Raw genomic sequence first — 14,327 nt, forward strand, 5'->3', positions numbered from 1 at the left:
GACGGAGCCTTAAGTCGGTGAGACATCGTGAATACGGGAACGTTATCAGAAATTGCATGAAAAATAAAAAGTAGAATAAAAAGTAGAGGGCAAATCATGAAAACACTAATAGACATAATTGATTCATTACCAGACGCATACAAGCCTGCTTTAATTACTTCGTCAACAGCTATTTTAGGGGCATTTATTGGAGCAATTGTAGCTCAGTACTTGTCTCATAAATTGACACTAAAGAGAGAACGAACAAAACAATTAAGCGAAATTTATTATAAGTTATACTCACCAATTATATTTGAAATTTATGCCTTTATTGATATATGTACACACTTTAGAAGAGGTCATGATATAAACTCAGATGTTGATGAGGCAGCAATATATGATAAGATTTTCAATCATGTTGAAGCAAATTTAATGTTTGCTTCTCCTAGAATAAAAAAAGCATTTTTTGATGTGAAGAAATCAAAATATTCATTTGATGGATCTGGATTTATGAGTAAAATCAGCGAATTGCTGTTTCTATTGAATCTGCTTGAAGATTTACATCATCTTGTAATAAAAACTAGTATATATGACAAGGAAAATCAAAACGACTTAATGGCTAATAAAATATATTTACTCACTTGGGCCTTGTTACTATATATTTGCGCAGATGAAGCGGAGGCACTTGAAACAATTAAGTACAAATGGTTATTTGATAAATCATTGCTAACAGAAAAGAATTACAAGCAGATGAAGCAAAAGTACGGATTTCAAATTATGACGGAAGATGGTTACATGAAGAAAAAGTTCTCATCAACTGGCTTCTTAAATTATCTGGTAGATAACCTGATCTTAAAACAAGAATATAAGGAAATGTTCAAAGAGATTAAAGAAAAGAATATTGAAATTTTTGAGTAATTCACTGGAGTATGCAACATCTGATAACACGATAATCACGCATCGGGCATTCGCCCTCGGTCCGGCAGAAGTTAGATGTGGTTCGAAGAGGCAATTCAGAAGCAGGGAAGTAGACTCAGCCGGACACATCCGCACCACCTAACCGCATCGCGGCCAGTCGCTTCGCTCCTTTAAGGTGCTGGGACGTCGTGAATACAATAACGTTATACGAAACCAGTGCAATTCTAATTTAAAACCAACATGAACTACATATAAACCTAACAAAGAAGAGGAGAATGTATATGCAATTAGAAACAAACAAGCTGGAACTCGAAATGAAAAATCTCTCTGGCTCCACTTTTAAAAAAGTAAACGCACAAGAATTAGATTTTGATAATGTCAATTTGACGAAATCCAGTGTAAATAATGCGAATATGAGTGAAATGACTCTAAATGATGTAAATGCATCTGAATGGAAAGTGACGAATATAAATTTGTCCAAGACCTCTATTCAAAACGCTAACATGAGTAATATGAATATTGACCATGTTCACTTGTTTGGAACAGAATTTACTAATATTGTATTGCCTTCAGAAGGAGACGGAAATTATCAACCGGACGGAGACTACAAACCGATTGTATTCAAACAATGTAATCTAACGAATATGGAAATTATAGATTGTGATATTAAAGGTCTAAAAATTAATGGCATATTGATTGAAGAATTATTAAAGAAGCAATAAGGAATTTGGGTGTAATTCGAAGATGACACTGGCATCGTATAACACCGTATTCACGCGGCGGGCTGACGCCCTTGGTCTGCAGAGGCATTTCGGGAAGCGGATTCAGCAGACAACTCCTGCGAGGCTAAGTCTGACGACCCGGCGTGGCGATCGCTTCGCTGGATCGCCGGGGCAGCTTAAGCCTCTCGGGTTCGTGAATACAAGAACGTTATCTGAAATACGGTTAAACCCTTAGATAAGGAGCATTAGAATGAATATTCAATTAGAGATTCTTGAAGAGGCAATATCAGATGTAGGCTATTGGTCTTGGTGGGCTGAGAAGTTGCCTGAAGCATTTCAAATCGAATTTGGAGGGACTCATGTTTGGTCACCCCCAAGCAGTTCGGATTCACCTCCTTCAGGACAGATTGCATTAAGATTTGGAAACCCTATCTCAGTCTGTTTTTTAAAGAGCGTTAATTCAAAGCTGCCAGATAATTGGGCTGAACTTTTTAGAGACGACCAATTAGAATCATTTTCAATTAATTATGGAGAATTCAAATTTAATGATTTAAATTTTATTAAGGAATTGCAGAACTCGAATTTTATTCTTGAGAAGAAGTATGGTCAGCAACCTTATCAATTGTTTGATGGAGGTGTGCCTAACTATAGTCTTGCTTTTATAGCTGGAGAAGTTGGTTTTATCATTCTTGCAGAAGAACTAAGGATTATTAATCGTACTGGAGATATAAATGTAGATGACATTGAAGAATTAGTTTCAAATTGGTGGGCATATTGGAAAGAATATTGGAGATTAAAGGGAACAGACAATGAACTTCCGAAAGATTATGCATGCGAAGTTACAATTCCCTTGAAAGCTGATCATTGAAGAACCGTACTTCAGATAACACAATATTCACGCATCGGGGCATTTGCCCCTCGGTCCGGCAGAAGGTAGAAGTGGATTCAGCGAGGCATTTCAGCAGCAATGAAGTAGATTCAGCCGGACACATCCGAACCGACTAACCGCATCGCGGCCGCCCCTGGCGGGGCTTAAGTCGGTGGGACGTCGTGAATACAAGAACGTTAGGTGAAATCTGTGTAGACCGGAGGGAACTGCATTGTCTCATAGTGAGTTTGATATATTCGATAAGAAGCTAAGAAATATCTTGGAATTACGAAGTCAATTCTATGATGAATCATGTATATTAATGTTTGTTTTTCTAGATTTTTTGAGTAAATATGTTGAATCGCCTTATTCAAAGGATGATGCTCGATATAATGGGTCAAATTTTAGACATTTCTTGAAACATCATTCTGGATGTGAAGAAACTCTAAGATGTATTCAAATTGATAAATTTGTAAGTGATTACAACACAGGGGAAATTGATAGACAAGAATATCAAAAATACTTTGAATCAATTGAATCAAAGTTACAAGAAGTAAAGGAAGAGAATATTGAATGCCCTGTTTCACAGTTAATCGATACAATTAATGTTGATCCTATGCACTTAAAATATTTCAGGGAAATTTCAATTTACAACAAAATATATGGACTTAGAAACCTTGCTGTACATGATTACAGGAATTATCTTCAATGGGGTATTGATTGTCGTGAACCAGTTCTTTCATATACACAAAACATTGATGCTGAAAGAGAAGGCTGGTATAACACGTATGTTCCATTTGAATTTATCTATAAGATCGTAGTGAATTGTTATACAAAAGTAAGAGCAGAATACAAGGGGTTTTTTGATAGCTATTTCAAAGAAGACACAGACATCACCTAACATCATATTCACGCTTCGGAGCCTGGCAGCTCCTTCGGTCCGCGGGAAGCAATCGCCAGGGAAGTATTTTCAGCGGACACATCTGCACCGACTAACCGCATTGCGGCCGGCTCCTGGCGGAGCCTTAAGTCGGTGAGACGTCGTGAATACAGTAACGTTATCGGAAATTCACTTAAGATATTAAAAATAAGAAATAGGTGAAAAATGACTAAAGTCTACCAAATACTTGAAGATAACTATGAATTAATAGAAGGGACTTTTATGTATTCCCTAATCGAAGAAGCGAGATTTCATGAAGATCATTTTTGGGATTATTACAACGATGCAATGGAACTCGTTAAAGATAGAATAAAGCAAGAATTAGACAAAGAACTTACAAAAAAATTGATTTGGACCTATAAGAGAATTATGGAATGTTTTTTGTGTCACCACGATGATAGGGATATTTATGAGATGACTAATTACCCAGGAGACAAAGATCTATATTACCTTGAAAGACTTTCGTTTATGATAGACGGTTATTTTAATGACTATGTAATGAGTGAAAAACAGTTTGGAAGTGAAATAAAGAACCCAAAATACAAAGAATTATATAAATATGAAAAAGAAATGTGATTGCTTATTCGGTGAAGTCATGAACATCCGATAACACCGTATTCACACTGCGGGCCTGAAGGCCCTTGGTCTGCTGAGGCATTTCGAGGAAGTTGATTCAGCAGACAACCCTGCACTGGCTAAGTCCGTCGGACCCGGGGCTGACGCCCCTTAAGCCAGTGAGGGTTCGTGAATACAACAACGTTAGACGAAACTCTTGAAGGCTAAAATATCTGTCATGCGGGGAGGATAACACAATGATTTATACAAAACCAAAAATAATTGCTATTGCAGCGGTCTCTGGTGGAGGAAAAACTACTATTACTTCGCGTTTAAATCAAGAGTTGAACAATTCAAGGGCTATTAATTTCGATGATTATGATGTTGAAGGACCAGAAGATATTATAGATTGGGTTGAGCGAGGAGCAGATTGTAACGAGTGGAGTCTCGAACCGATCATAACTGATGTAAACAATCTAATAAACTCCAGTGATGTGAGTTACATATTATTAGATTATCCTTTTTCAAGACTACACCATGATTTGAAGACCATCGATTTGACTGTCTTTATAGATACACCTTTAGATATAGCAATGGGAAGAAGGTTATTAAGAGATTTTAGAAACACGAATACAGAAGTAATAATGGATGAATTAAGTAATTATCTATCCCGAGGAAGGATCGGGTATGAAAGTATGTTAAAGACAACAAAACCTAATTCAGACGTAGTTATTGATGGGTCTTTACACATAGACGAGATTATTAAGATTATTATTGATGAAATAGATAACAGAATCGAAAGTTAAATCAAAGATGCCAAGAGCTTCGTCTAACATAATATTCCCGCTGCGGGGCTTACGCCCCTTGATCGTCAGATGTATAATCATGGGAGATAACTCAGACGACACACGAGCCGGCCTAAGATAGGAGCTATCTAAGGCCGGCTCGCGTCGTGAATACAAGAACGTTAGACGAAATTATTGTGGAGGAAAAATGAGTAACGAAAAAAAACATAAAAAGCTAGATAAACATTTTGATGTAACCATCAATTATAAAAAGACAAAGATACTTAATTACTTAATTGAACATAGAACTGATAATCATACAGGTGAAGAAGTTAAAGTTCTTACTATTATCACTAAGATCTACAATGAAGTATTTAAAGAGAATGAGATACTAATTCATATTTCAAAAGACGGAACTGACGTAGAGCTTAAAGGAAAATATAAAAGCGCATTGTTACAGCCAGGACTACGAAGATATATTTATATTATTGAATAGATTAAAACAATTGGTCTTAGTTTGTAACTCAAAGAGGACAATAACTTCGTCTAACACTACATTCACGCTGCGGGGCTACCGCCCCTTGGTTGTCAAGATGTAGAATCATGGGAGAAGCTCAGACAACAAACGACCCAGCCTAAGATAAGAGCTATCTAAGGCTGCGTCGTTTCGTGAATACAAAAACGTTAAGTGAAATTACTGCAGACAACTTTACAGACCTTATATAAATAAAAATAATCAACAAAACCTATAAAAGCGTTATAAAATGAGTTATACTGAGGTAAGAATAAGTAAGGAGCCGTGCGCTAACACGACTCCAAAGTACAATAACTGCATAAAGAGCAGTCGGCCACGTAAGATGGGTCGGAAATAGACCGTTATCCTAGCCAGGGCGGTCTATTTCTTTTTCATGTAGGTGAGCAATGCCAAAATGAACATGCCAAACATGAACATTAAGGAGAGTGCATCTTTGACCTCCATGGGCATCACCTCCCTTCTGGGAGATTAGCCGACCGCCCTTAAAGCCGTATATTGTACTAGAAAATTATAACATATAGAACATGATAAAATACCATTAGAATATTATAAATAACTAGAATACATAGAAAAACAATATTTAATCTAAATAGTTATGAGAATGTAAATACAGAGAAGGCAGTAACATCACTTAACAATGCATCTATGCTGCAGGGCATTCGCCCCTTGGTTGTCAGAAGCAAGCTCATAGGCGTATATTCAGACAACACACGGCCCGGCCTAAGATAAGAACTATCTCAGGCCGGGTCGCGTCACAGATGCGGGAACGTTATCCGAAATGGCCGAATACGTTAAAAAACCGAAGGTGATATCATGCGAAGAGTTAAAAGTGATATAGATTTTTCTCCAATGGTGGGACAGAAAGTTACTGAGATAAATCGAATGTACCCAATACTTATTTTTGATGAAGGACATTTAATGATTGAATGTCCATGGAGATTAAGGAAAGGGAATAGAATCATTGTAGGACAAGCTGAAACAGAAGTAGAGAACAAAAAGGATCAAGCGTTTTTAGAATTTGAAAAAAACCTAATTGGTAACACAATAAAAAGAGATAATACATTATGAAGAGATCTCAGATCTTACTGTAGTATTTGACACAGAAGTAATACTTGATTTATTTCATGACAGCTCTTGGTATGAAGGATGGCAGCTTCAAGGGCCTGGACCAATTTTTAGTAGTTTCCACTCCAGGAGGAGGCTACTCATATTGGAAAAACGAATAGAATCAAATTCTGTATGTATCTCAAAGATGTCGGCCACTTCATATAACACCGTATTCACGCTGCAGTCGCTTACGCTCCCTTGGTCCGCCCGAGGTTTTCGAGGGAGTTAAGTCAGGCGGACAACCCTGCGAGGCTAAGTCCGTCGGACCCGGCAGCAAGCTGCCTTAAGCCTCTCGGGTTCGTGAATACAAGAGACGTTAGGCGAAATTCTAGGAAATCGGAGAAAAACATGAGATCAATAAGAGATTTAGCTGGTTACTATTACTTGTGCTTAGCAATTGGATTATGCAATAAGGAGGCAATAATTGAATGGGCAGATTCAAATATAGCGGATGACACTTACCCTTATGAATTAATAGAAGTATCTCTTTCTAGGGAAAGAACATTAAATGAAGTTCTAAGTATTCTTAAAGAGATTTATGGGAAATACGACATAGACGCACCGTTATCTAAGTTACTTGGTTTATTAGTAATAAAACTTGAAACTGGAAAAATAAAAGAAGATAAATTTTTTGGTTATATTTCTAGTCTCCTTTTACAAGGAAGTGCTTTTACAATAAGCGAAGAAGTAGTACACATGCTAGATCGATTAGATGATGGTTATTATTTAGCAATTCAAGGGATATACGGAAGTGTTGAACAAATTATAAATGAAGCAATAAATGACCTAGGGAAATATAAAGATTGTGTGAGTTTATACGAAGAAGCCTAGAACTCCGCCTAACATCGTATTCACGCTGCGGGCCTAACGGCCCTTGGTCTGTCAGAGGGTTTTCGAGGAAGCGGAATCAGCAGACAACCCTGCACTGGCTAAGTCCGTCGGACCCGGCAGCTGACGCTGCCTTAAGCCAGTGAGGGTTCGTGAATACAACAACGTTATGCGAAACCAGTGCGAGAAAGGAACAACAGAATGCTTACTTTAAGACTTACTAAAGGCCTATTGAAAGACATGAAAACAACTCCAGTTGAAGACATCAATGTAGCTCCGTTTTTAAGTTGGCATGTAAATATATATATCTTGAACAAACGAAAACACATTGTCTTTGTGAATGATCTAACTAGATTAGCTATTATAATTGATGGAATAAGAACAGGGCAATTAGAGCGATTGAAAGATAAATTCATGTTAACTTTTCGGGAATACCTACTCCGAGAAGGAGTTAACGATACATTGATCAATAGATATTTAGAGTATTGCACAGAAGTAGTTATTTCGAAGACAAACAACAGAAGTGTCCTAGGAACAATGAAAGAAGTTACATGGTTTACTGAGGATGACTTTTACGATAATTTTGAACGCTTGAAATGGCTGAATAGAATGATTCATAAACCAATAGATTACATGGAACCGATCAATTACTTTAAAGAATCCTTATGGGATCATAAGAACTACAACATAGTTTGAAGATTATTCAGGGTGGCACTGGAATCGCATAACAACGTATTCACGCATCGGGCCATTCGGCCCTTGGTCCGCCCGAGGGATATCAGAGAAGATAACTCAGGCGGACAACCCTGCGAACCTAACCGCGCTGCGGCCGCCCCGTTGGGGCTTAAGGTTCTCGGGCTCGTGAATACGAGAGACGTTATCTGACATACCCAGATCAGATCTCTCAAAGAAGTGAGGTGAAAATCATGAACCAAGAATATAAAGATTATGATGATCTTCAATTATATGATTCTGTTATTGAAAGTCTAGAGATTAATCATAAAACTAGAACCTTGTCGTTTCGGCTGCTAAAAGTAGTTAGTACCTTAGATAGAAATGAAGGCAGGAACTTTACATATAAAGTGAAGCAAGGAAGCCTTATTTTTCACAGTGTATTATTTACCAATTTTTCATATGGACTTGAGTGGGGAGAGTGGAGTGAATTCTATAGATCAGCAATTCTGGATTCATCAGATCTATTGAATCGATTTCAAAATCGATCTAATAAGTCACTTAAACATGTCTATCTTGGAATTGATAATGGCAATGAATACAGAGAAATTGATGTAATTTGCTCAAAATATGAAATGCAATTAGAAGATCAAGAGTTTATATTACATGATGATTTTGATTGGCTCTATGAAGAATAGAAATTTAATGAAGGCATCTCAGGGAAGTGGGTACGTCACATAACACCGTTTTCACGCATCGGGCTTTCGCCCTTGGTCCGGCAGAAGATAATGAGAGGGAGCTGAGGCAGCCGGACACATCCGACATTCGTCGGACGTCGTGAATACAGGGAACGTTATCAGAAATCACTAAACTGTAAGGAGAGTATGCTTATGAAGTTTGTTAATATAGATCCATTTGAAAGAAAAAGTAATATTATTAAGGCTCATCCAGAATTTAATAATATAATAACGTTATTTGATTATTATATTAAACTTATAGATAGGATTACCGATCTTATCAATAATACTATAGTGATGTTTATACTTAAGGAAAAATCTTATCTCTATCAGCATGATCATTTAGAGTCAGCTATGTATACATTGAAAAGTATAAAAGAGTGTGTTAGCATAGGTAATTTTTCTGATGCTAATATATTGATTAGAAAACTAAATGATGATTTGTTTTTTTATTTATTTGTGTTAGAGCTAGATAATAATCACCAAATAATATTTAGTGATCAAGCAGACAAAAAAGAACTCGAATTATTCACGAAGAATCTTAACTTTTTAATCAAATGGAATAATAACAACTTAAAAGATTTTTATATTAGTAGACATGCATTATCATACATCAAGAAAAATAAGACAGTTAATGATTTAATCAACAAATATAAACTTGAAGAAGAATGGAGAATAATAAATAAAAAGCTTAATAATTTTGTGCATAATAATGGGAGAAATTATTGTAGGCAAAATTATAAAATTCTTAGTTCAAATGAAATAGATCAAGTATTTATAGAGTTACGAAACAAGGTTAGTTTCATATTAAATATAGTAGTTGTCTTACTTGTACTAATCAAACCGCATTACATTATGTCTATGGATCATATTATGTTTTTAGATTCAAATATGACACCACCCGAAGGTAGTCAGTATTGGATAGCTAGTTTTATTCAAGATTTTTTTGATGAACATCTAAACCAATATAACCCTGAATTAAAGATATTTTTGAAAGCAAATACATACATGGAGATATTATAGTATATCAAGTAGAATAGTGACTTCTGATAACAAAATATTCCTGCTTTGTCGCTATCGCTCCTCGGTTGCCAAGAGGGGTTTCGGAGAAGTGAAATCAGGCAACACATCCAACCGGCTAAGTCTAACGACCCGTTCCCTTTGGTCACTTAAGCCGCTTGAACGTCAGGAATACAGAAACGTTATGCGAAACCAGTGCGAGAAAGGAACAACAGAATGCTTACTTTAAGACTTACCAAAGGCCTATTGAAAGACATGAAAACAACTCCAGTTGAAGACATCAATGTAGCTCCGTTTTTAAGGTGGCATGTAAATATATATATCTTGAACAAACGAAAACACATTGTCTTTGTGAATGATCTAACTAGATTAGTTATTATAATTGATGGAATAAGAACAGGGCAATTAGAGCGATTGAAAGATAAATTCATGTTAACTTTTCGGGAATACCTACTCCGAGAAGGAGTTAACGATACATTGATCAATAGATATTTAGAGTATTGCACAGAAGTAGTTATTTCGAAGACAAACAACAGAAGTGTCCTAGGAACAATGAAAGAAGTTACATGGTTTACTGAGGATGACTTTTACGATAATTTTGAACGCTTGAAATGGCTGAATAGAATGATTCATAAACCAATAGATTACATGGAACCGATCAATTACTTTAAAGAATCCTTATGAGATCATAAGAACTACAACATAGTTTGAAGATTATTCAGGGTGGCACTGGAATCGCATAACAACGTATTCACGCATCGGGCCATTCGGCCCTTGGTCCGCCCGAGGGATATCAGAGAAGATAACTCAGGCGGACAACCCTGCGAACCTAACCGCGCTGCGGCCGCCCCGTTGGGGCTTAAGGTTCTCGGGCTTGTGAATACGAGAGACGTTATCTGAAACCGTGCAAGAGCGATATAGTTCAATAAAGGAAGTGACTCATTTGAAGTATTCTGACTTGTTGAATTTAAAGGATATATATCTCGAGCAGATATTTGAGCCTGAAGAGAACACACTTAGATTACTCTTTAGTCGAAGTAGAACTAGTGAAACTCCTGAAACGATAACAATTGGAGAAATAGAAATTGAAGATACCTATTCGATTGATGTAGATGAAACATTACCTTTTATACAAATGGATTTTGAATGGTATATTGGATATTCTGTTAGAAATGAAAGTTACACTTCATGGGATGATTACGAAGAGTTTGAAGGTGAAATCTTTAGAATTTATAGTAAATCCAGGTACCTAGACTTCATTAAAGTTGGAACATTTGCATCTGAAGATTACCCAGGCCCATTCAAGCATTATGGCATCTCATGTCTTAACCATGTCGTAGATGTTGCATCAGTTTCAGAACCAATTATAAAGGAAGTTCAAAGAACTAAATAAGATTATTGAATGTTTCTCAAGAAGGCACCGGCATCAGATAACAAAGTATTCACGCGGCGGGCCGGCTTTGGCCGTCCCTTGGTCCGCCCGAGGTATTTCGAGGAAGTGAATCAGGCGGACAACCCTGCGAACCTAACCACAGTCGCGGCCGGCAGCTAAAGCTGCCTTAAGGCTCTCGGGTTCGTGAATACGGGAACGTTAACTGAAATCGACAGAAAGAGGATTAAAAATGACCAACTCGATATCAATAACTCAACTCACTAATCATGAAGAAGCATTTTTATTGGATAATGAATTCTCAAAGAGATATCCGTGGTATACATCAAAGGACTATTTCTATAAGTGTCTGGAAGAAAATAAACAAGGCAATAGAGTTACTTTACTTGCTTACTATGAAGGAACATTGGCAGGATGCTGTCACTTATTGTTTATTTCAGGATATCCAAATTTCAAAAGAGATAATATACCAGAGATAAATGACTTAAATGTTTTTTCGGAGTTCAGGAGAAAGGGAATTGCAAGTAAAATGCTTGATGAGTTTGAAAGAATTGTTTCAAAGAGATCTAGATTTATTGGTTTAGCAGTAGGGCTTTATAAAGATTATGGAAATGCTCAAATAATGTATAACAAGCGTGGTTATAAAATGGATGGTAATGGAATTTTTTATAAGAACGTTGAAGTGGAGTCTGGTGAGCAAGTGACGGTAGATGATGATCTGTTGTTATATCTAATTAAAGAACTGGTTGAATGACAATTGAAAGTAATTCTAAGAAGTGTCGACTTCAGTTAACATAATATTCACGCTGCGGATCGGCTAGGGCCGATCCTTGGTCCGCCCGAGGCAATTCGGGAAGCAGCATCTGGTGGACAACCCTGCAAACCTAACCGCGTCGCGGCCGCCCCCGTTGGGGACTTAAGGTTTTCGGGTTCGTGAATACGGGAACGTTATCTGAAACCGACGAAATCATATATTGGGGGCACCATTATAAGGGAAGACTTAATCTATATTACAGAAGGAATTACGTTTAAAGATCTAAAAGAAGGAAAAGTTAAAAAAACGGAAATATACATAAAACAAATGAGAAATTGGTTTATTAAGCCTGCCAGATTATTACTTGAGAATAGTAGTAAGCCAGGAAACTACGATCAAGAACTCTCCATCTTGACAATACTGATAACTTTCTTTGAATCTCATGGACAATATTTGCTTGGAGCTAGTAGCCAAGGTGGATCAAGTAGAGTTTTTCAAAGTGGGTTTAATGCATTTATTGAATATTTAGTATCTGAGAAAAAACATGATAAAGAAAAATATATTAATCTAGATCGTAGAGTGTTTTATTCTTTAGTTAGATGTGGGCTACTGCATAATGGATATATTATGAATGATAGTGTTACTTTTTTTATAGATAGATATAAGCTGGATAAGGTTCATATTATTTATCCAAATCCAATCATAATTGATAGTTGGCTCATAAATACTAGTAATATGCTTGACTGTATTGAGAATTATTTAGATCATTATTATTACTTGATTGAAACAGATGACGAATATAAAGATAAATTTGAAATCATGTTTGAGACATTTTATAGCTTATAGCTAATTCGAGGAAGCGTCGGCATCTGATAACAACATATCCACGCTTCGGAGCCTGGCGGCTCCTCGGTCCGCTTGAGGCGATTGGCAGGGAAGTAAGTTCAGCGGACACATCCGCACCGACTAACCGCATCGCGGCCGGCTGCTGGCGCAACCTTAAGTCGGTGGGACGTCGTGGATACAGGAACGTTATCGGAAATTAATGCAAAGATATATGTTTTGGAAGTTATGTCGGGGGTGTGAAATGAAAAGAAAACATGCAGACCGATTAGACTGGCATCGAATATTAAATAAAGATTTTGTATGTAGGTTTTTCGATGAAGTCGAATTTAAAGGACATATTACCTTAATTACTATTCATCAAGTCAAAGAACCATTAAAAACAAGTATTGAAGATAAAGAAATCTGTATAGCCGATAATGGTTATTATTGGATGCAGCACTTCCCCTCGGAATCAAATTACTGTGTTACAACGATGCTAAATGAGAAGAAAGAAATAATTCAATGGTATTTCGATATGTCTAAGAATATTGGGATTAGTGATCAAGGAGTGCCTTTTTGGGATGATCTTTATTTAGATGTGATTGTTTTTCCTAATGGTAATTTATATATTAAGGATGAAGATGAACTTGAAGAGGCTTTAAATAGTAATGACATTGAGTTAGAGGACTATAACCTGGCAAAGAGTAATATGAATGACTTAATTAAAGAAATAGAATCTATGGAAAACAAAATTATTAAGAATGGTCTAGAACATTTTAAATTTATATTGGAGGCATCACAAGGAAGGCATTAACATCCGATAACATTATATTCACGCTTCGGAGCCTGGCGGCTCCTCGGTCCGCTTGAGGCGATTGGCAGGGAAGTAAGTTCAGCGGACACATCCGCACCGACTAACCGCATCGCGGCCGGCTGCTGGCGCAACCTTAAGTCGGTGGGACGTCGTGGATACAGGAACGTTATAGGAAATTCGGGCAAAACATATAAACAAACTGAGCTAGGCAACTGGTGATCTTTGTAATGCTCGAATAGAGACATCGAAAAAAAGGATTGATCTGATGAAATTAATTAGAAGAATTACTGATAGTGATATTTTCGGTGGAACTCCTGAATTGATTGAGTCGGTATCACGATATGCTTCAAGAGGTGTCCTAATTGATGAAGAGATGAATGCAGCTATGATGTATATGTCAGAAATTAATCTATACAAATTGCCAGGTGGAGGAATCGAAGAAAAAGAAACAAAAGATCAATCATTTTTAAGAGAGATTAGAGAAGAGACTGGATATGAAGCTGAAGTATTCCATGAACTGGGATATATTGAAGAACATAAGAAGAAAAATGATTTTATGCAATTATCCTATTGTTGGATAGCATATGCAAGGAGAAGAGTCAGCGCTGTAAACCTTAGCGAAAGCGAAAAACAACTTGGAATGATGGTTAAGTGGTTGACATTAGATAAGGCAATGGAATTGATGAATGAGTCATTGATAAACTGTAATGATTATTCAACAAAGTTCATGATTCTGCGTGATAAGACTATCCTAAATATTGCATATGAAATATTGGAACGAAAGTGAACGTTTTAAGTGACTCGAGGAAGGCCCGAACATACTTTAACATTATATCCACGCTTCGGAGCCTTACGGCTCCTTCGGTCCGCCCGACGGG

Annotated in this window: 19 protein-coding genes; 18 read left to right on the top strand and 1 reads right to left on the bottom strand. The window is 36.9% G+C overall.

Annotated elements, in window-relative coordinates; genetic code table 11:
- The first annotated feature begins 96 nt into the window (after positions 1-96).
- From MHH82_RS13015 to MHH82_RS13045, 7 genes are all read left to right on the top strand, one after another.
- Positions 97-897, top strand: a complete 801-nt coding sequence (locus MHH82_RS13015) for a hypothetical protein (RefSeq protein ID WP_340966014.1) — start codon at positions 97-99, stop codon at positions 895-897.
- A gap of 281 nt (positions 898-1,178) precedes the next feature.
- Positions 1,179-1,619, top strand: coding sequence for a pentapeptide repeat-containing protein (locus tag MHH82_RS13020; protein WP_340966016.1), 441 nt, complete (start codon positions 1,179-1,181; stop codon positions 1,617-1,619).
- 250 nt (positions 1,620-1,869) lie between these two features.
- Positions 1,870-2,487, top strand: a complete 618-nt coding sequence (locus MHH82_RS13025) for a hypothetical protein (RefSeq protein ID WP_340966019.1) — start codon at positions 1,870-1,872, stop codon at positions 2,485-2,487.
- A 232-nt stretch (positions 2,488-2,719) separates the two neighbouring features.
- On the top strand, positions 2,720-3,388 hold the full coding sequence (locus MHH82_RS13030) for a hypothetical protein (protein ID WP_340966021.1): 669 nt from the start codon (positions 2,720-2,722) through the stop codon (positions 3,386-3,388).
- 204 nt (positions 3,389-3,592) lie between these two features.
- The gene (locus tag MHH82_RS13035; protein ID WP_251494804.1) at positions 3,593-4,003 is read left to right on the top strand and encodes an Imm41 family immunity protein; all 411 of its coding nucleotides are present in this window, start codon (positions 3,593-3,595) and stop codon (positions 4,001-4,003) included.
- A 239-nt stretch (positions 4,004-4,242) separates the two neighbouring features.
- A complete protein-coding gene (locus tag MHH82_RS13040) occupies positions 4,243-4,788 on the top strand; it encodes a hypothetical protein (protein ID WP_340969936.1) in 546 nt (181 codons plus the stop codon).
- A gap of 187 nt (positions 4,789-4,975) precedes the next feature.
- Positions 4,976-5,263, top strand: a complete 288-nt coding sequence (locus MHH82_RS13045; protein WP_340966024.1) for a hypothetical protein — start codon at positions 4,976-4,978, stop codon at positions 5,261-5,263.
- Positions 5,264-5,662: 399 nt separating this feature from the next.
- Here MHH82_RS13045 and MHH82_RS13050 read toward each other — a convergent pair whose 3' ends face one another.
- Positions 5,663-5,746 carry a putative holin-like toxin gene (locus tag MHH82_RS13050; protein WP_220687457.1) on the bottom strand — a complete coding sequence of 28 codons (84 nt, stop codon included), beginning with the start codon at positions 5,744-5,746 and terminating at the stop codon, positions 5,663-5,665.
- A gap of 369 nt (positions 5,747-6,115) precedes the next feature.
- Between MHH82_RS13050 and MHH82_RS13055 the strand changes: the two genes are divergently transcribed.
- The 11 genes from MHH82_RS13055 to MHH82_RS13105 all read left to right on the top strand — a co-directional run bounded on the left by MHH82_RS13055 (position 6,116) and on the right by MHH82_RS13105 (position 14,236).
- A complete protein-coding gene (locus tag MHH82_RS13055) occupies positions 6,116-6,370 on the top strand; it encodes a hypothetical protein (protein WP_036660378.1) in 255 nt (84 codons plus the stop codon).
- Positions 6,371-6,757: 387 nt separating this feature from the next.
- Positions 6,758-7,240: a hypothetical protein gene (locus MHH82_RS13060; RefSeq protein WP_340966029.1), complete on the top strand. Its 483-nt coding sequence runs from the start codon at positions 6,758-6,760 to the stop codon at positions 7,238-7,240.
- A gap of 198 nt (positions 7,241-7,438) precedes the next feature.
- Entirely contained in the window at positions 7,439-7,933 is a 495-nt protein-coding gene (locus MHH82_RS13065; RefSeq protein ID WP_145035819.1) for a DUF6933 domain-containing protein, read from the top strand.
- 230 nt (positions 7,934-8,163) lie between these two features.
- Positions 8,164-8,607 carry a hypothetical protein gene (locus tag MHH82_RS13070; RefSeq protein WP_340966032.1) on the top strand — a complete coding sequence of 148 codons (444 nt, stop codon included), beginning with the start codon at positions 8,164-8,166 and terminating at the stop codon, positions 8,605-8,607.
- Positions 8,608-8,799: 192 nt separating this feature from the next.
- Positions 8,800-9,669 (top strand): hypothetical protein, encoded by an 870-nt coding sequence (locus tag MHH82_RS13075; RefSeq protein ID WP_340966034.1) that lies wholly within the window; start codon positions 8,800-8,802, stop codon positions 9,667-9,669.
- 213 nt (positions 9,670-9,882) lie between these two features.
- Positions 9,883-10,350 carry a DUF6933 domain-containing protein gene (locus tag MHH82_RS13080; RefSeq protein WP_340966036.1) on the top strand — a complete coding sequence of 156 codons (468 nt, stop codon included), beginning with the start codon at positions 9,883-9,885 and terminating at the stop codon, positions 10,348-10,350.
- Positions 10,351-10,609: 259 nt separating this feature from the next.
- Entirely contained in the window at positions 10,610-11,059 is a 450-nt protein-coding gene (locus MHH82_RS13085; protein WP_340966038.1) for a hypothetical protein, read from the top strand.
- A 229-nt stretch (positions 11,060-11,288) separates the two neighbouring features.
- A complete protein-coding gene (locus MHH82_RS13090) occupies positions 11,289-11,810 on the top strand; it encodes a GNAT family N-acetyltransferase (RefSeq protein ID WP_340966041.1) in 522 nt (173 codons plus the stop codon).
- A gap of 327 nt (positions 11,811-12,137) precedes the next feature.
- On the top strand, positions 12,138-12,656 hold the full coding sequence (locus MHH82_RS13095) for a hypothetical protein (protein ID WP_340966043.1): 519 nt from the start codon (positions 12,138-12,140) through the stop codon (positions 12,654-12,656).
- Between the two features lie 241 nt (positions 12,657-12,897).
- Complete coding sequence (locus tag MHH82_RS13100; protein WP_340966045.1) at positions 12,898-13,449, top strand: DUF402 domain-containing protein; 552 nt, start codon at positions 12,898-12,900, stop codon at positions 13,447-13,449.
- Between the two features lie 265 nt (positions 13,450-13,714).
- A complete protein-coding gene (locus MHH82_RS13105) occupies positions 13,715-14,236 on the top strand; it encodes an NUDIX hydrolase (protein ID WP_036660377.1) in 522 nt (173 codons plus the stop codon).
- Positions 14,237-14,327 lie beyond the last annotated feature (91 nt).

This window comes from Bacillus sp. FSL K6-6540 (assembly GCF_038007545.1).